Origin of the sequence: Pseudomonas sp. EZ-C24, assembly GCF_014525325.1 — a bacterium.
Classification (GTDB): Bacteria; Pseudomonadota; Gammaproteobacteria; order Pseudomonadales; family Pseudomonadaceae; genus Aquipseudomonas; species Aquipseudomonas shirazensis.
This window is the reverse complement of the sequence record NZ_JACDIU010000030.1, coordinates 122740-139629: the sequence shown is the minus strand read 5'-3', so window position 1 is coordinate 139629 and position 16890 is coordinate 122740. Positions and strand designations below refer to the sequence as shown.

Sequence of the window (16890 nt, the reverse complement as noted above, 5' to 3'; positions counted from 1 at the left end):
ATCCTTGCGTCGAGATAAGACCTGTATGGCTATCGGTCATGACCGGCCAGTCTTGAGTTCGATGAGCAAAAGCCCGAGTTGGCCGCGACAAATCCTGACCGGCGGTTGACCCAGGCCGGAACAAGGTGGCCGATCCCCTGTCAATCTGGCCTGGCTGAAGCCTTTTGACCCGATATTTAATGGCGGGGGCGCGTGCTTTTCTTTATCGTGTGCGCCCTCTGCAACAACCCGAGATAGACATACCCCATGTTGGAAACTTCCCTGAATCAACTCGAGCAGCTGGTCAACGACCTGATGCAGAAAAACACCCAGCTGAGCGAGCAGAACGCTGCCATCGCCCAGGAACTGGCCCAGGCCAAGGAAGACAACGACAGCCTGCAGCTGTCGCTGATGGAACAGGAAGAGAAACACGGCGCCACTGCTGCGCGTATCCAGGCGCTGGTTGAGCGCGCCAGCGCAGGTGTCGTCAACGGATGAAACTGCAAGCGCAGCCGATCAATGTCGTGTCGATTCTGGGTATCGACTATTCGATCAAGGCCCCTGAAGGCCAGGAAGAGACCCTCTCGCAGGCTGTGCGGATGCTCAACACCGCCCTCAACGAAACCAAGCGCCAGTACCCGACCCTGATCGGTGACAAGCTGCTGGTGCTGGCGGCGCTGAATCTGTGCTCGCGGCAGATCGAACTGCAAAAAGAGCATCAAGTGACGCTCGCCCGCACCCAGGCGCAGATCGATGCCACGGTAGATGCCATCGCACGCACCATCGGCGAGCAGTAAAGCACCAGCCAACAGGCAAAATTCGAGCGGGGGGCAGCCATGCGGTGACGCGTGGCTGTTCCCCGTTTTGCGTTAGCGTTTGTCGATGATTGCTGGATTGAATGGATACGTAAGTGTATACAATCCCCAAAAACAAGAATCCTGGGGGAGGAAAACGTATGCGTATCTGGCGGCGAAGTATCCAGTTGCAGTTGATCGCAGGCATGGGCACGGCCCTGTTGGTGAGCATCCTGGTGGTGGTTGCGATCTATACCGTGGCGGTCAATCGCCTGACCGAGCGCTATTTGCTCGACACCGCTCTGCCGGCCAGCATCGAGGCCATTCGCAACGATATCGAGCGCATGCTTAGCCAGCCGCTGGTGGCGGCCGCCGATATTGCCGGCAATACCCTGCTGCGTGACTGGCTCGCTGCCGGTGAGAATCCCGCCGAGGCGGCGCGCTTCATCGAATACCTGGACGCTGCCAAGCAGCGCAACCATGCGTTTACCGCGTTGTTCGCCGCCACTGCGAGCGGCCACTACTACAACGAGAAAGGCCTGGATCGCACCCTTGGCCGGCAGAACCCCAAGGACCAGTGGTTCTATGGCTACATCGACAGTGGTGCCGAGCGGCTGATCAATATCGACGTGGATGGCGCCACCGGCGAGGTGGCGCTGTTCATCGACTACCGCATCGAAAAGGCCGGGCAACTGGTCGGCATCGCCGGCATGGGCTTGCGCCTGACCGAGTTGTCCAAGCTGATCCACGACTTCAGCTTTGGCGAGCAGGGCAGGGTCATGCTGGTGCGCAACGACGGCCTGATCCAGGTCCACCCGGACAACCAATACAGCGCCAAACGCACGCTCGCCGAACAGGTCGGTGGCGACGCCGCCAAGCGGTTACTGGGGCAGGGCGCAGGCCTGCAGCGTAGCCAGTTCGAACGTGACGGTGAGCAGTATCTGGCCCTGAGCCTGCCGCTGCGTGATCTCAACTGGACGCTGGTGGCCGAAGTGCCGCAGGCGCAGATCTACGCGCAGATGCGCCAGGCGGTGTGGTTGACCAGCTTGATTGGTGGGGCAGTAGCCTTGCTCTCGTTGCTGCTGGTGGTGCTGCTGGCGCGCGGGTTGGTGCGCCCGATCCGTCAGGTGACCACGGCGCTGGTGCAGATTGGTGGCGGCGCTGGCGACCTGAGCCATCGCCTGGATGATTCCCGCGAGGATGAACTGGGTGACCTGGCTCGCGGCTTCAACCGCTTTCTCGACAGCCAGAGGGCGCTGATCGCCGAGGTGCTGAGCACTACCGAGCGCCTGCACCGTTCGGTCGAACAGGTGACGCAGGTAGTCGGCAACACCGCCGACCGCTCGGAACGTCAGCAACAGATGACCGAGATGGTCGCCACCGCCGTGCACCAGATGGGCCTGACTGTGCAGGACGTTGCGCAAAACGCAGGACATGCGGCGTACGCCTCGCAGTCGGCGCGTGACGAAGCGGTGCAGGCGCGCCAGCAGGTGCAGCAGTCGGTACAGGGTATCCATGGCATGTCCGGTGAAATCAGCCGGGCCGCCGAGGCGGTGGGCCAGTTGGCGCAGGAAGTGGCCTCGATCGATGAGGTACTGGCGGTGATTCGCAGCGTTTCCGAGCAGACCAACCTGCTCGCCCTCAATGCGGCCATCGAGGCGGCCCGCGCCGGTGAAATGGGCCGTGGCTTTGCCGTGGTCGCCGATGAAGTGCGCACCCTGGCCCGGCGCACGCAGCTGTCTACCGATCAGGTGCAGCAGATGATTCAGCGCCTCAAGCAGGGCGCCGGCGTGGCTGTGACGTCAATGCAGGCAGGCCAGCTGGCCACCGGTAGCGGCGTTGAAGCAAGCCAGCGCACCGGCGCCTCGCTGGGGGCGATCACCGATCAGGTCGAGCGCATCAGTGACATGAATCAGCAGGTGGCCACCGCGACCGAGCAGCAGTCAGCGGTGACTGAAGAGATCAATCGCAACGTGCAGGGGATTTCCGACCTGGCCCGGCAGACCGCCGCCGAGGTGCTTGGCTGTCGCGAGGAATGCCAGGCACTGCGCCGCTTGGCCGATGACCTGGCGCGGCAGATGGGTGGTTTCAGGCTGTAAAGGGCAGTCGCCGGGGGTTGCCGCGAGCCTGTAGGAGCGGCCTTGTGTCGCGAAAGGCCAGCGAAGCTGGCCCGGCGATAGTGGCGGCGAAGCTGAGAATCTGGGGCCGCTACGCGACCCTTTCGCGACACAAGGCCGCTCCTACAGGGATGGCTCTACAGAGGGGTGACTGCCACGACGGCGCGGATATCCGCCGCCAGCTCACGCACGCGCGTGAGTTCGGTGTCCCACGAGCACATGAAGCGTGCGCCGCCGCTGCCAATGAAGGTGTAGAAGCGCCAGCCCTTGTTGCGCAGCGCCTCGAGCGCCGGCTCCGGCATTTGCAGAAACACCCCGTTGGCTTCCACCGGGAACATCAGCTTCACCTGAGGCAGGTCGCTGACCAGCGAGGCCAGCAACTGCGCGCAGCGGTTGGCGTGGTTGCCGTGGCGTAGCCAGGCGCCGTCTTCCAGCAGCCCCACCCAAGGCGCGGAGAGGAAGCGCATCTTCGATGCCAGCTGGCCGGCCTGCTTGCAGCGGTAGTCGAAGTCTTCGGCCAGCTCGCGGTTGAAGAACAGGATCGCCTCGCCCACGGCCATGCCGTTCTTGGTGCCGCCAAAGCACAGCACATCGACGCCGGCCTTCCAGGTCAGCTCGGCCGGCGAGCAGCCGAGGAACGAGCAGGCATTGGTGAAGCGCGCGCCATCCATATGCAGGTTGAGGCCCAGCTCCTTGCAGGTGGCGCTGATCGCCTTGAGCTCGTCGGGGCGGTACACGGTGCCGACTTCGGTGGCCTGGGTGAGGGTCACCACGCGTGGTTTCGGATAGTGGATGTCCTGGCGTTTGAGCGCCACTTCGCGGATCGACTCAGGCGTCAGCTTGCCGTTGACGCTGGGCGCGGTGAGCAGCTTGGAGCCGTTCGAGAAAAACTCCGGAGCGCCGCATTCGTCAGTCTCGACGTGGGCGGTCTCCGAGCAGATCACGCTGTGGTAGCTCTGGCACAAGGAGGCCAGGGCCAACGAGTTGGCTGCGGTGCCGTTGAAGGCGAAGAACACTTCGCAGTCGGTTTCGAAGATCTTGCGAAAGTACGCCGCCGCACGCTCGGTCCACTGATCGTCGCCGTAGGCGCGCTCGTGGCCCTGATTGGCCTTGGCCATCGCCGCCCAGGCTTCGGGGCAGATGCCGGAATAGTTGTCGCTGGCGAATTGCTGGCTGTTATCTGTCATGACACGGTCCTGTGAACGACGCAGAGATGCACTCTAAACGATCATTTACCCGGTTGCCTATACAACCGTGCACGGCGCAATTGCCCGGCCCGCCGGCGGCTCAAGCACGCGGGCGCAGGCCGATGGCTGATTTTGGCAAGCATGCCCGCGCGCGACAGCCCAGCGGCGAATGTCGTAAACGCGCCATTGCAAGGCGTGCGCAGGCATCTGACCCACCCGCCGCAGTCATACCATCGGCACAAAGGGGCACTGAACCCTACTGACAAAAAATGATCGCTGCCGGGAGACACATGATGTTCAGCAAGCAAGACCAGATCCAGGGTTACGACGACGCGCTGCTGGCGGCGATGAATGCCGAAGAACAACGTCAGGAAGATCACATCGAGCTGATCGCTTCGGAAAACTACACCAGCAAGCGCGTGATGCAGGCCCAGGGCAGCGGCCTCACCAACAAATACGCCGAAGGCTATCCGGGCAAGCGCTACTACGGCGGTTGCGAGCACGTCGACAAGGTCGAGGCGCTGGCCATCGAACGCGCCAAGCAACTGTTCGGTGCCGACTACGCCAACGTCCAGCCGCACTCCGGTTCGTCGGCCAACAGCGCTGTATACCTGGCCTTGCTGCAAGCCGGTGACACCATTCTGGGCATGAGCCTGGCCCATGGTGGCCACCTGACCCACGGCGCCAAGGTCTCGTCCTCGGGCAAGCTGTACAACGCGGTGCAATACGGCATCGACACCGACACCGGCCTGATCGACTACGACGAAGTCGAGCGCCTGGCGGTCGAGCATCAGCCGAAGATGATCGTTGCTGGTTTCTCCGCGTACTCCAAGACCCTCGACTTCCCGCGCTTCCGCGCTATTGCCGACAAGGTGGGTGCGCTGCTGTTCGTCGACATGGCCCACGTTGCTGGCCTGGTTGCCGCTGGCCTGTACCCGAACCCGCTGCCGTATGCCGACGTGGTCACCACCACTACTCACAAGACCCTGCGCGGTCCACGTGGCGGCCTGATCCTGGCCAAGGCCAACCCGGACATCGAGAAAAAGCTCAATGCGGCGGTATTCCCCGGCGCCCAGGGCGGCCCGCTGATGCACGTCATCGCCGGCAAGGCAGTGTGCTTCAAGGAAGCGCAGGAGCCTGGCTTCAAGCAGTACCAGCAGCAGGTCATCGACAACGCCCAGGCCATGGCCGAAGTGTTCATCAAGCGCGGTTATGACGTGGTGTCCGGCGGTACCGACAACCACCTGTTCCTGGTCAGCCTGATCCGTCAGGGCCTGACCGGCAAGGACGCTGACGCAGCCCTGGGCCGCGCGCACATCACTGTCAACAAGAACGCCGTACCCAACGACCCGCAGTCGCCGTTCGTTACCTCGGGCCTGCGCATCGGCACCCCGGCGGTCACAACCCGCGGTTTCAAGGTGGCTCAGTGCGTGGCACTGGCCGGCTGGATCTGCGATGTCCTCGACAACCTGGGCGACGCCGACGTCGAAGCCGACGTTGCCAAGCAGGTCGCCGCACTGTGCGCCGACTTCCCGGTTTACCGCTGAGTGGAGTAACAGACAATGGAACGCTATTCGGGCTTCGGCCTTTTCAAACACTCCCTCAGCCACCACGAAAACTGGCAGCGCATGTGGCGCACGCCGACCCCGAAAAAGGTCTATGACGTGGTGATTGTAGGCGGCGGCGGGCATGGCCTGGCGACGGCTTACTACCTGGCCAAGGTGCACGGCATCACCAACGTTGCCGTGGTCGAAAAAGGCTGGCTGGGCGGCGGCAACACCGCGCGCAACACCACCATCGTGCGCTCCAACTACCTGTGGGACGAGTCGGCCAAGCTCTACGAGCACGCCATGAAACTGTGGGAAGGCCTGTCGCAGGACATCAACTACAATGTGATGTTCTCCCAGCGCGGCGTCTACAACCTCTGCCACACCCTGCAGGACATCCGTGATTCGGAGCGTCGAGTCAGCGCCAACCGCCTCAACGGCGTCGACGGCGAGCTGCTCAATACCGACCAGGTCGCGGCCGAGATCCCGTACCTGGACTGCTCGAAGAACACCCGCTACCCGATCCTCGGCGCAACCGTTCAGCGCCGTGGTGGTGTGGCCCGTCACGATGCCGTGGCGTGGGGCTTTGCCCGCGCTGCCGACGCCCTCGGCGTCGACCTGATTCAACAGACCGAAGTGACCGGTTTCCGCAAGGAAAACGGCGCGGTGATCGGTGTCGAGACCAACAAGGGCTTCATCGGCGCCAAGCGCGTCGGCGTGGTCACTGCCGGTAACTCCGGGCACATGGCGCGCCTGGCGGGCTTTCGCCTGCCGCTCGAGTCGCACCCGCTGCAAGCGTTGGTCTCGGAGCCGATCAAGCCGATCATCGACAGCGTGATCATGTCCAACGCGGTACACGGCTACATCAGCCAGTCGGACAAAGGCGACCTGGTCATCGGCGCCGGTATCGACAGCTGGGTCGGCTACGGCCAGCGCGGTTCTTACCCGGTGATCGAGCACACCCTGCAGGCGATCGTCGAGATGTTTCCGATTCTCTCGCGGGTACGCATGAACCGCCAATGGGGCGGCATCGTCGACACCTGCCCGGACGCCTGCCCGATCATCTCCAAGACCCCGGTGAAGAACCTGTTCTTCAACTGCGGTTGGGGCACCGGCGGCTTCAAGGCCACCCCAGGCTCAGGCAACGTGTTTGCCGCAAGCCTGGCCAAAGGCGAAATGCACCCACTGGCTGCGCCATTCTCCATCGACCGCTTCTACAACGGTGCGCTGATCGATGAACACGGCGCTGCGGCCGTCGCCCACTAATCGGAGACAATCGTCATGTTGCATATTTTCTGTCCCCACTGCGGCGAGCTGCGCTCCGAAGAAGAGTTTCACGCCTCAGGCCAGGCCCATATTGCCCGCCCGCTCGATCCGGCGGCTTGCTCCGACGAGGAGTGGGGTACCTACATGTTCTTCCGCGATAACCCGCGTGGCATTCACCACGAACTGTGGGATCACGTCGCCGGTTGCCGTCAGTATTTCAACGTCACCCGCGACACCGTGACTTACGAAATTCTGGAAACCTACAAGATCGGCGAGAAGCCGCAGATCACTGCCGCCAGCAAGGCTAGCGCCGCGCCGTCGACCGTCAAAGGCCTGGGGGAAAAAGTATGAGCCAGAGTTATCGCCTTGCCAGCGGCGGCCGTGTCAACCGCGGCAAAGTCCTCAATTTCAGCTTCAACGGCAAGACCTATCAGGGTTACGAAGGTGACAGCCTGGCTGCCGCGTTGCTCGCCAACGGCGTCGACGTCGTCGGCCGCAGCTTCAAGTATTCGCGGCCTCGCGGGATCATTGCAGCCGGCACCGAAGAGCCGAATGCGATCCTGCAGATCGGTTCCAGCGAAGCCACCCAGATCCCCAACGTGCGCGCCACTCAGCAGCCGCTGTATGCCGGCCTGGTCGCGACCAGCACCAACGGCTGGCCGAACGTCAACAACGACGTGATGGGCATCCTCGGCAAGGTCGGTGGCAGCATGATGCCGCCGGGCTTCTACTATAAAACCTTCATGTACCCGAAATCGTTCTGGATGACTTACGAGAAGTACATCCGCAAAGCCGCCGGCCTCGGTCGCGCGCCGCTGCAGAACGACCCGGACAGCTACGACTACATGAACCACCACTGCGACGTGTTGATCGTCGGTGCTGGCCCTGCCGGCCTGGCCGCAGCGCTGGCCGCTGGCCGCAGCGGTGCGCGGGTGATCATCGCCGATGAGCAGGAAGAGTTCGGCGGCAGCCTGCTCGACAGCCGTGAGACTCTCGATGGCAAGCCTGCCACCGACTGGGTCGCGGCTACCGTGGCCGAGCTGCAAGGCATGGCCGAAGTGCTGGTACTGCCACGCGCTACCGTCAACGGCTACCACGACCATAACTTCCTGACCATCCACGAGCGCCTGACCGACCACCTCGGTGACCGCGCGCCGATTGGCCAGGTGCGTCATCGCGTCCACCGCGTGCGTGCCAAGCAAGTTGTGCTGGCGGCTGGCGCCCACGAGCGTCCGCTGGTGTACGGCAACAACGATGTGCCGGGCAACATGCTCGCCGGTGCCGTGTCTACCTACGTGCGTCGCTACGGCGTGGCGCCTGGGCGCAAGCTGGTGCTGTCGACCAACAACGACCACGCCTATCGCGTTGCGCTGGACTGGCACGATGCCGGCCTGCAAGTGGTCACGATCGCCGATGCACGCCACAACCCACGCGGTTCGCTGGTGGAAGAAGCACGCGCCAAGGGCATTCGCATCCTCACCTCCAGCGCTGTGGTTGAAGCGACTGGCAGCAAGCATGTGACCGGTGCGCGGGTTGCCGCCATCGACGCCCAGGCGTTCACCGTGACCAGCCCTGGCGAAACCCTGGCCTGCGACCTGATCGCGACCTCCGGCGGCTACAGCCCGATCGTCCACCTGGCCTCGCACCTTGGCGGGCGTCCGGTATGGCGTGAAGACATCCTCGGTTTTGTCCCGGGTGATGCGCCGCAAAAACGCGTCTGTGTTGGCGGCATGAATGGCGTCTACCCGCTCGGTGATGTTCTGGCCGATGGTTTCGAAGGTGGCGTGCGCGCCGCTACCGAGGCCGGCTTCAAGGCCGTGGTCGGTACCCTGCCCAAAGCTGTCCAGCGCACCGAGGAGCCTACCCTGGCCTTGTTCCAGGTGCCGCACGACAAAGGCACTCGCGGGCCGAAGCAGTTCGTTGACCAGCAGAACGACGTCACCGCTGCCGGCATCGAGCTGGCGACCCGTGAAGGCTTCGAGTCGGTCGAACACGTCAAGCGCTACACCGCGCTGGGCTTTGGTACCGACCAGGGCAAGCTGGGCAACATCAACGGCCTGGCCATCGCCGCCCGTTCGCTGGGGATCAGCATTGCGCAGATGGGCACCACCATGTTCCGCCCCAACTACACGCCGGTTACCTTCGGTGCGGTAGCGGGTCGTCACTGTGGTCACCTGTTCGAGCCGGTACGCTTCACCGCGCTGCATTCCTGGCACGTTAAAAACGGCGCCGAGTTCGAGGATGTCGGCCAGTGGAAACGCCCATGGTACTTCCCAAAACCCGGTGAAGACATCCACGCTGCCGTTGAGCGTGAGTGCAAGGCCGTGCGCGACAGCGTCGGCCTGCTGGACGCCTCGACCCTGGGCAAGATCGACATTCAAGGCCCGGATGCGCGTGAGTTCCTCAACCGTATCTACACCAACGCCTGGACCAAGCTCGATGTGGGCAAGGCCCGTTATGGCCTGATGTGCAAGGAAGACGGCATGGTCTTCGACGACGGCGTGACCGCCTGCGTTGGCGACAACCACTTCATCATGACCACCACGACCGGCGGCGCAGCGCGCGTGCTGGGCTGGATGGAGCTGTACCTGCAGACCGAATGGCCGGAACTGAAGGTGTACTTCACCTCGGTCACCGACCACTGGGCAACCATGACCTTGTCTGGCCCCAACAGCCGCAAGCTGCTGGCCGAGATCAGCGACATCGACCTGGACAAGGACGCCTTCCCGTTCATGACCTGGAAGGAAGGCACCGTTGGCGGCGTGCCGGCGCGGGTGTTCCGCATCTCGTTCACCGGTGAGCTGTCGTACGAAGTCAACGTCCAGGCCAACTACGCCATGGGTGTGCTGGAGAAGATCGTTGCGGCTGGCAAACAGTACAACCTGACCCCGTATGGCACCGAGACCATGCACGTGCTGCGTGCCGAGAAGGGCTTCATCATCGTTGGCCAGGATACCGATGGCTCGATGAACGCCGACGACCTCAACATGAGCTGGTGTGTCGGACGCAACAAGCCGTACTCGTGGATCGGCCTGCGTGGCATGAACCGCGAAGACTGCCTGCGCGAAGACCGCAAGCAACTGGTCGGGCTCAAGCCGATCAACCCTAAACAGTGGCTGCCGGAAGGCGCTCAGCTGGTGTTCGATCCGAAGCAGCCGATCCCGATGGACATGGTCGGTCACGTCACCTCCAGCTATGCCTCCAACTCCCTCGGCTATTCGTTCGCCATGGGTGTGGTCAAGGGTGGTCTCAAGCGCATGGGTGAGCGGGTGTATTCGCCGCAGGCCGATGGCAGCGTGATCGAAGCAGAGATTGTGTCTTCGGTGTTCTTCGATCCGAAGGGTGAGCGGCAGAACGTCTGACGCCAGACCGATGCTCAACTCTCGTGGCCGCGGCCGAGCGCCGCTGCCACGCCTGAACACAAGAATTCAAGGCAGGTAACAATGAGCGCTATCAACGTCTTCCAGCAAAACCCCGGCGCCGAGGCCAAGGCCCAGACGCCGCTGCACCATGCAGACCTCGCCAGCCTGGTGGGCAAGGGCCGCAACAACGCAGGCGTGACCCTGCGCGAGAAAAAACTGCTTGGTCATCTGACCTTGCGTGGCGACGGCCATGATCCGGCCTTTGCCAGCGGTGTACACAAGGCCCTCGGCCTGGAGCTGCCGGTAGCCCTGACCGTGGTCGCCAAGGGCGAGACCTCGCTGCAGTGGGTTGGCCCGGATGAGTGGCTGCTGATCGTCCCGGGCGGGCAGGAGTTTGCGGTCGAGCAGCAACTGCGCGACGCCCTCGCGGGCTTGCACATTCAGGTGGTCAATGTCAGCGGCGGGCAGACCCTGCTCGAGTTGCAGGGCGCCAACGTGCGCGACGTGCTGATGAAATCCACCAGCTATGATGTACATCCAAACAACTTCCCGGTGGGCAAGGCGGTCGGCACGGTGTTCGCCAAGTCGCAGCTGGTGATCCGCCGCACCGGTGAAGATACCTGGGAACTGGTGATTCGCCGCAGCTTCGCCGATTACTGGTGGATGTGGCTGCAGGACGCCTCGGCTGAATACGGCCTGAGCATCGAAGCCTAAGGAGAGACACATGAGTCGGGCACCGGATACCTGGATTCTCACCGCCGACTGCCCGAGCATGCTCGGCACGGTCGATGTGGTGACGCGGTTTCTCTACGAGCAGCGTTGCTATGTCACCGAGCACCACTCCTTCGATGATCGGCTGTCGGGGCGCTTCTTCATTCGCGTCGAGTTCCGCCAGCCAGATGATTTCGATGAGGCGGGTTTTCGTGATGGCCTGGCCGAGCGCAGCGATGCGTTTGGCATGACCTTCGAGCTGACCGCACCCAATCACCGCCCCAAGGTGGTGATCATGGTGTCCAAGGCCGACCACTGCCTGAACGACCTGTTGTACCGTCAGCGCATTGGTCAGCTAGCGATGGACGTGGTCGCGGTGATCTCTAATCACCCCGATCTCGAGCCATTGGCGCATTGGCACAAGATCCCGTATTACCACTTCGCCCTCGACCCCAAGGACAAGCCTGCGCAAGAGCGCAAGGTGCTGCAGGTGATCGAGGAGAGTGGTGCCGAGCTGGTGATTCTTGCGCGCTACATGCAGGTGCTGTCGCCTGAACTGTGCCGTCGCCTGGATGGCTGGGCGATCAACATTCATCACTCGTTGCTGCCTGGGTTCAAGGGTGCCAAGCCGTATCACCAGGCATACAACAAGGGTGTGAAGATGGTCGGTGCCACGGCGCACTACATCAACAACGACCTTGATGAAGGGCCGATCATTGCCCAGGGGGTCGAAGTGGTCGATCACAGTCACTATCCCGAAGACCTGATTGCCAAGGGGCGTGATATCGAAGGCCTGACCCTGGCGCGGGCGGTGGGGTATCACATTGAGCGGCGGGTGTTTCTCAACGCCAATCGGACGGTGGTGCTCTGAGATCGTCGGGGCCGCCTTGCGGCCCTTTCGCGACACAAGGCCGCTCCTACAAGGACCGCGTAGTTTGGGCCGACGCGGTCCTTGTAGGAGCGGCCTTGTGTCGCGAAAGGGGCGCAAAGCGCCCCCGGCTATCTCCAGACCCACCTGACGCCTGCGGGCAAGCCACTGTCGTTTCCAGTCACGGCATTTCCCCGCCACAAGCCCACAATTCCCCCATTCCAGTAACACATGCCGCCCATGGATGGCGGCGCTTCAACCAACGCTGCATAAGTACAAATCAAGCGAGGTAAGAGCATGTCTGGTAACCGTGGAGTGGTGTATCTCGGCGGCGGTAAAGTCGAGGTGCGGAACATCGACTACCCCAAAATGCAGGACCCACGCGGCAAGAAGATCGAGCACGGTGTGATCCTCAAGGTGGTCTCCACCAATATCTGCGGCTCCGACCAGCACATGGTTCGTGGCCGTACCACCGCCCAGGTCGGGCTGGTGCTGGGCCACGAGATCACCGGTGAAATCATCGAGATGGGCCGTGACGTCGAGCGGATGAAAATCGGCGACCTGGTCTCGGTACCGTTCAACGTTGCCTGCGGCCGCTGCCGCTCGTGCAAAGAGATGCACACCGGCGTCTGCCTCACCGTCAACCCGGCCCGCGCCGGTGGCGCCTACGGCTATGTCGACATGGGTGACTGGACCGGCGGCCAGGCCGAATACGTGCTGGTGCCCTACGCCGACTTCAACCTGCTGAAACTGCCGGATCGCGACAAGGCCATGGAAAAGATCCGTGACCTGACGTGCCTGTCCGATATTCTGCCTACCGGCTACCACGGCGCCGTGACGGCCGGGGTTGGCCCTGGCAGCACCGTGTATGTCGCCGGTGCCGGCCCGGTGGGGCTGGCGGCTGCTGCGTCGGCACGGCTGCTGGGCGCCGCCTGCGTGATCGTCGGCGACCTCAACCCGGCCCGCCTGGCGCACGCCAAGTCGCAAGGCTTCGAGGTGGTCGACCTGTCCAAGGACACCCCGCTGCACGAGCAGATCGTCGACATCCTCGGCGAGCCGGAAGTGGACTGCGCCGTTGACGCGGTCGGCTTCGAGGCGCGCGGCCATGGCCACGAGGGCGCCAAGCATGAAGCGCCGGCCACCGTGCTCAACTCGCTGATGCAGGTCACCCGCGTTGCCGGCAACATCGGTATCCCCGGGCTGTACGTGACCGAAGACCCGGGCGCGGTGGATGCCGCCGCCAAGATCGGCGCGCTGAGCATCCGCTTTGGCCTGGGCTGGGCGAAATCGCACAGCTTCCACACCGGCCAGACCCCGACCATGAAGTACAACCGCCAGCTGATGCAGGCGATCATGTGGGACCGGATCAATATTGCTGAAGTGGTGGGCGTGCAGGTGATCAGCCTGGATCAGGCGCCTGAGGGGTATGGCGAGTTTGATGCTGGGGTGCCGAAGAAGTTTGTGATTGATCCGCATAAGACGTTCAGTGCGGCGTGATGTGACCTCAAGAAAAAAGCCCCTTTTCAGGGGCTTTTTTTAGGGGAGGCCGGGATGATTGGCAGGGTGAATGTCAGGATTTGTTCTGATGCTCGATCCCTAGACCGCAGATGACCTGTCGGCTAGCGCGTTGGCTGCCAAAAGCTCCGTACCTTGTGTGGCCTCTGAATGCCGCTCGGCAAGCGGCATATCAGCGCCGCGCAGGATTGTGCGGGTTTGGGTGCCTTGTTTGACGGAGGCGAGGGTGCCGCCTTGATAAAAGTATAAGTTGCTGTTTTTGATCTTCATCGTTTGTCCTCGCAAACCCCAGTATTCATCCGCTGATAGATGCTGTGCAGCCGTAATGATAATAGGATTAAGTCTGTCTTAGCTCTGCAATGGCCGCAATTATCTTATCCCTATCGGCAGTAAAGTCTCTTGATTTCACGTTGTAATAGGCTTCCTTGTCGTAGGCCAAATTTGCCTTGCTTGTATAGAAGCGCCACATGTCAGAGCCGTTGACGTATTGGTTGGCACTGGCTTGGTAAATTGTGTATTCACTGTTGGCTTTATCAGCTTTTACGTGCTGGCGTTCAATGTAGCTGTCGTACTTCTTGACGCGAGCTTCTAATTTACTTAAAAGGGGTGCGGTCGCTGTGATTCTTATCTCTCTCTGTTTGGGGTAATCTCTGAGAGTCTCATCGTAACTGGGTAGCGTCTCGCCGGGCACGGCATATTTCTTTTTTTTCGCCTTTGAGTAGCTGGGTAATCCTCCCGTAGCCGCGTTTTTTACATGTTTGGGTAGTTTGGGTGCGAACAAGCGACCGAACAGTCGGAAGTGTCCAGACGGGTCGGTGAAGTTTACAGGGTCTGCACCGCAGTAAGCGTAGCTGTTGAGGCCCCCCTTGCCAAACGGACTGAGGCTGTCTGGCGATAAGAAGCGCATGAGGCGAGGATTATGTGAACGATAACCATTGCCTAGGATATAAAGCTCTGCCGGATCAATGCGCTCACCATTGAATCCCAGGAGTGACAGGGTTGAGGGCTGTGATGCGGAGTGCCCATAGGCGGTGTAAGGGAGGCTCTCCAGTTGCTGGTCAGTTTTTACCTGGAGCACTGATCCATTGCCATCGGTAGTCAGGAACCTCACGGGTTCGCTGTCACAGTTTAATTGCTCTGCCAAGGCGGTATCGAGGCTACGGAATACGCTGTGATTTTGCGTGCCTTGTTTTACGGTGGCGAGTTTGTCGCCCTGATGAAAGTACAGGCGGTCGCCCGCATTGGTTTTGGTCATTAGTGCATGCTCATGTGAGTTGCCTGCGATCTTGGTGCAGGGGGAGTTTGCTCCAGTGTCGGGCGAGTGAATGAGCGGGCACAACTGGCAAAAGTACTAGTTCTGTTTGGCGTGCTTTCTGAATTCCCGCTTTAGGATGCAAAACTTCCTGCGCACGGTTGGTAGTCATACATGGCCTTAGGAAATGCCCTGTGGGAACTCGGTTAATTAGATGGCTGTTTATGGCAGTTGTACGCAGGAGTCAGTGCGGCCTGCCAGGGTTGCCTTGTGACTTGGTTTTCCGCCCAGCGTGCAGCTGCCACCCCGATGTGGACGGGTCGGCTGCCCTGAACAAGTGGGGTTCAGCGAATCGGATTGTGTCCCTCAGATTGCTGGGGCCGCTGCGCGGCCCTTTCGCGACACAAGGCCGCTCCTACAGATACAGCGCAAGGCTCAAGGCAGCGCCGTACTTGTAGGAGCGGCCTTGTGTCGCGAGAGGGCTGCGCAGCAGCCCCGGCAATCTGCCGTCAAGCTGGAAGCCCGAAAACCACCCCCCGCTGGATGAAAACGGCCCGATACCCGGCCCGGAACAAACCTCCAAACCCCCAGTCGAATGCCTCGTTTCCCAGGCCATTCCGGCCGACGAGGTCCCCCCGATGAAAGCGTTCACCCTGGCAACCCTGATGACCCTGGCCGCAACGCCAGCGTTCGCCTTCAACTTCAGCGACGCCGCCAATGCCGTGTCCGCCGCGCAAAGCCAGCAGTCACAAGGCAAAGTGCAGGCACCCGCCGAATCGGCCAATCTGCTCAACACTCTGGGCAGCGAATTGAACATCACCCCCGAACAGGCCGTGGGCGGCGCCGGGGCAATGCTCGGCCTGGCGCGCAACAACCTCAGCAGCGACGACTACGGCCAGTTGACCAAGGCCGTGCCCGGCCTGGACCTGCTCTCCGGCGCCAACGCCCTCGGTGGCCTCAGTGGCCTGGGCGAATTGCTCGGCAAGAACAGTGACAAACAATCGGCCCTGAGCAACGCGCTGGGCAACAACGTCGAAGACCGCAGCGATCTGGACAGCGCCTTCAAGGCCCTGGGCATGGATACCGGCATGATCGGCCAGTTCGCCCCGCTGATTCTCCAGTACCTCGGTCAACAAGGCATCGCCGGTTCGCTACTGCAGAACCTGGGTAGCCTGTGGACCACTCCGGCGCCTGCAACAACACCTTCGGTTTGATCAGGTTCTAAGGCGTTCGGCGGCGTCGCGAAGCTCGAATAGCTGTTGGCGCCTGTTGCCGATTAGCTCGCCGATGCTTTTCAGTTTTGCTGATATCAGTTTGCCTGGCGGGCGTCTGGCTTGGGGCGAACTCCCGGAGTAATGCAAAGCCCCTACATAGTGGTGCTCCAGTTTTTCAAGCTCAGCGTAGATATTCCCTGACGCTCTCGAGAGCGCCATCCTTTGTTTGAAGATGGACTGGGCCGTTGGTGCTGCCACCAAGGCGGTCGGGGTATCCGTTTTCACATCACTGCGACCCGGCGTGTCAGCGATGCGTACTGACTTTTTCGGTCGGTCAGCGCGCTTCTCTTTTATCAATATGGAGCGCAGGGGTTCTCCTGATGCGTCTTTGCCGGGCAGTTTCTTGACCGGTTGCGGGGTGGAACGTTTTGCGGAAGCCGAGCGCATTTTTGCTATCTGGGCTTTCAGAAGCTCCGCTGACACCGCTGGATGGTGCCCTGTCGGGTCTGAATAGTTGACGGGGTCGCCCGCACAGTAGCCATAAGCATTGAACCCACCTTCCTCGAACGGACTCAGACTGTCAGGTGCGAGGAAACGCATCAGTACCGGGCTATAGGCGCGATACCCCTGGCCCAGCAGGTAGTTGCCGGTCAATGGCTCGGGAGGTTCACCCGCGAACCCAAGTCGCGGCGCCGCAGGCTGTGACCGAGCGTCATGCCCATAGGCGGTATAGATGCAAGTGGCTGCGCCAAGGCCGCCGTGCGTCTTCAACACGGACTTCTGGCTGTCCGTTATCAACAGCTGAATGTCCATGCCCGAGTGGCTGTCGCGCCGCTCAGCCAACGGCTGACCGGCCCCCTGCAGTAGCTTCCAGTTCTGGTTGCCGGTGATCTCGAGATTGATCTGTCCGCTTTGGTAGAAGTTAAGGCGTTTGTTCACGGGGCTGGCCTCGCAGGCGCTGAGTCTTTGATCAGCTCAGTTTCCCGGCCTGCGAGATGTTGCATAACTGGCAGAAGTGTTAGGGCGCTTCCTACGTTCCTGTCCGTCTGCGGCTGATGGACATTGATCCCCTCCCACA

General features: G+C 61.7%; 15 protein-coding genes and 1 pseudogene. 12 read left to right on the top strand and 4 right to left on the bottom strand.

Going from position 1 to position 16890, the window contains the following annotated elements; translation table 11 throughout:
- Nucleotides 1–246 precede the first annotated feature (246 nt).
- From IDM28_RS21045 to IDM28_RS24300, 4 genes and pseudogenes are all read left to right on the top strand, one after another.
- Entirely contained in the window at nt 247–477 is a 231-nt protein-coding gene (locus IDM28_RS21045) for a hypothetical protein (RefSeq protein ID WP_101322473.1), read from the top strand.
- Nucleotides 474–776, top strand: a complete 303-nt coding sequence (locus IDM28_RS21040) for a cell division protein ZapA (RefSeq protein ID WP_101322472.1) — start codon at nt 474–476, stop codon at nt 774–776. Before IDM28_RS21045 ends, IDM28_RS21040 begins: the two co-directional genes overlap by 4 nt.
- 158 nt (nt 777–934) lie before the next feature.
- Nucleotides 935–2008 (top strand): annotated as a pseudogene (locus tag IDM28_RS24305) (cache domain-containing protein); the annotation flags it as partial.
- A 126-nt stretch (nt 2009–2134) separates the two neighbouring features.
- Nucleotides 2135–2872 carry a methyl-accepting chemotaxis protein gene (locus tag IDM28_RS24300; protein WP_371918947.1) on the top strand — a complete coding sequence of 246 codons (738 nt, stop codon included), beginning with the start codon at nt 2135–2137 and terminating at the stop codon, nt 2870–2872.
- A gap of 155 nt (nt 2873–3027) precedes the next feature.
- Here the strand turns inward: IDM28_RS24300 and IDM28_RS21030 are convergent, their stop codons facing one another.
- Nucleotides 3028–4077, bottom strand: a complete 1050-nt coding sequence (locus tag IDM28_RS21030; RefSeq protein ID WP_188036805.1) for a low specificity L-threonine aldolase — start codon at nt 4075–4077, stop codon at nt 3028–3030.
- A gap of 293 nt (nt 4078–4370) precedes the next feature.
- Between IDM28_RS21030 and glyA the strand changes: the two genes are divergently transcribed.
- The 7 genes from glyA (at nt 4371) to fdhA (ending at nt 13328) form a co-directional block, all read left to right on the top strand.
- Nucleotides 4371–5624 carry a serine hydroxymethyltransferase gene (glyA, locus tag IDM28_RS21025; RefSeq protein ID WP_188036804.1) on the top strand — a complete coding sequence of 418 codons (1254 nt, stop codon included), beginning with the start codon at nt 4371–4373 and terminating at the stop codon, nt 5622–5624.
- A gap of 15 nt (nt 5625–5639) precedes the next feature.
- Complete coding sequence (locus tag IDM28_RS21020) at nt 5640–6890, top strand: sarcosine oxidase subunit beta family protein (protein WP_101322468.1); 1251 nt, start codon at nt 5640–5642, stop codon at nt 6888–6890.
- Nucleotides 6891–6905: 15 nt separating this feature from the next.
- Entirely contained in the window at nt 6906–7241 is a 336-nt protein-coding gene (locus IDM28_RS21015) for a sarcosine oxidase subunit delta (protein WP_101322467.1), read from the top strand.
- A complete protein-coding gene (locus tag IDM28_RS21010) occupies nt 7238–10252 on the top strand; it encodes a sarcosine oxidase subunit alpha (RefSeq protein WP_188036803.1) in 3015 nt (1004 codons plus the stop codon). Before IDM28_RS21015 ends, IDM28_RS21010 begins: the two co-directional genes overlap by 4 nt.
- Before the next feature lie 81 nt (nt 10253–10333).
- A complete protein-coding gene (locus IDM28_RS21005) occupies nt 10334–10966 on the top strand; it encodes a sarcosine oxidase subunit gamma (RefSeq protein ID WP_101322465.1) in 633 nt (210 codons plus the stop codon).
- 10 nt (nt 10967–10976) lie between these two features.
- Nucleotides 10977–11834: a formyltetrahydrofolate deformylase gene (gene purU / locus IDM28_RS21000; protein ID WP_101322464.1), complete on the top strand. Its 858-nt coding sequence runs from the start codon at nt 10977–10979 to the stop codon at nt 11832–11834.
- A 294-nt stretch (nt 11835–12128) separates the two neighbouring features.
- Nucleotides 12129–13328, top strand: coding sequence for a formaldehyde dehydrogenase, glutathione-independent (fdhA, locus tag IDM28_RS20995; protein ID WP_119137581.1), 1200 nt, complete (start codon nt 12129–12131; stop codon nt 13326–13328).
- Between the two features lie 99 nt (nt 13329–13427).
- On the opposite strand, the gene IDM28_RS20990 is transcribed toward fdhA, so the two are convergent.
- Complete coding sequence (locus IDM28_RS20990; RefSeq protein WP_150570460.1) at nt 13428–13616, bottom strand: hypothetical protein; 189 nt, start codon at nt 13614–13616, stop codon at nt 13428–13430.
- 67 nt (nt 13617–13683) lie between these two features.
- Entirely contained in the window at nt 13684–14601 is a 918-nt protein-coding gene (locus IDM28_RS20985) for an RHS repeat-associated core domain-containing protein (protein WP_150570459.1), read from the bottom strand.
- A 635-nt stretch (nt 14602–15236) separates the two neighbouring features.
- On the opposite strand from IDM28_RS20985, the gene IDM28_RS20980 reads away from it, so the two are divergent.
- Nucleotides 15237–15812 carry a DUF2780 domain-containing protein gene (locus IDM28_RS20980; RefSeq protein WP_101322460.1) on the top strand — a complete coding sequence of 192 codons (576 nt, stop codon included), beginning with the start codon at nt 15237–15239 and terminating at the stop codon, nt 15810–15812.
- Here IDM28_RS20980 and IDM28_RS20975 read toward each other — a convergent pair whose 3' ends face one another.
- Nucleotides 15813–16751: an RHS repeat-associated core domain-containing protein gene (locus tag IDM28_RS20975; protein ID WP_188036802.1), complete on the bottom strand. Its 939-nt coding sequence runs from the start codon at nt 16749–16751 to the stop codon at nt 15813–15815.
- Nucleotides 16752–16890: the final 139 nt, after the last annotated feature.

Bases quoted from the DNA above. Each gene is read 5' to 3' on its own strand.
- IDM28_RS20990 (WP_150570460.1), bottom strand. From the start codon at position 13,616: ATGAAGATCAAAAACAGCAACTTATACTTTTATCAAGGCGGCACCCTC.
- IDM28_RS21015 (WP_101322467.1), top strand. From the start codon at position 6,906: ATGTTGCATATTTTCTGTCCCCACTGCGGCGAGCTGCGCTCCGAAGAA.
- purU (WP_101322464.1), top strand. From the start codon at position 10,977: ATGAGTCGGGCACCGGATACCTGGATTCTCACCGCCGACTGCCCGAGC.
- IDM28_RS20980 (WP_101322460.1), top strand. From the start codon at position 15,237: ATGAAAGCGTTCACCCTGGCAACCCTGATGACCCTGGCCGCAACGCCA.
- IDM28_RS21040 (WP_101322472.1), top strand. From the start codon at position 474: ATGAAACTGCAAGCGCAGCCGATCAATGTCGTGTCGATTCTGGGTATC.
- IDM28_RS24300 (WP_371918947.1), top strand. From the start codon at position 2,135: ATGACCGAGATGGTCGCCACCGCCGTGCACCAGATGGGCCTGACTGTG.
- IDM28_RS20985 (WP_150570459.1), bottom strand. From the start codon at position 14,601: ATGACCAAAACCAATGCGGGCGACCGCCTGTACTTTCATCAGGGCGAC.
- IDM28_RS21045 (WP_101322473.1), top strand. From the start codon at position 247: ATGTTGGAAACTTCCCTGAATCAACTCGAGCAGCTGGTCAACGACCTG.
- IDM28_RS21005 (WP_101322465.1), top strand. From the start codon at position 10,334: ATGAGCGCTATCAACGTCTTCCAGCAAAACCCCGGCGCCGAGGCCAAG.
- IDM28_RS21010 (WP_188036803.1), top strand. From the start codon at position 7,238: ATGAGCCAGAGTTATCGCCTTGCCAGCGGCGGCCGTGTCAACCGCGGC.
- IDM28_RS21020 (WP_101322468.1), top strand. From the start codon at position 5,640: ATGGAACGCTATTCGGGCTTCGGCCTTTTCAAACACTCCCTCAGCCAC.
- IDM28_RS21030 (WP_188036805.1), bottom strand. From the start codon at position 4,077: ATGACAGATAACAGCCAGCAATTCGCCAGCGACAACTATTCCGGCATC.
- fdhA (WP_119137581.1), top strand. From the start codon at position 12,129: ATGTCTGGTAACCGTGGAGTGGTGTATCTCGGCGGCGGTAAAGTCGAG.
- glyA (WP_188036804.1), top strand. From the start codon at position 4,371: ATGTTCAGCAAGCAAGACCAGATCCAGGGTTACGACGACGCGCTGCTG.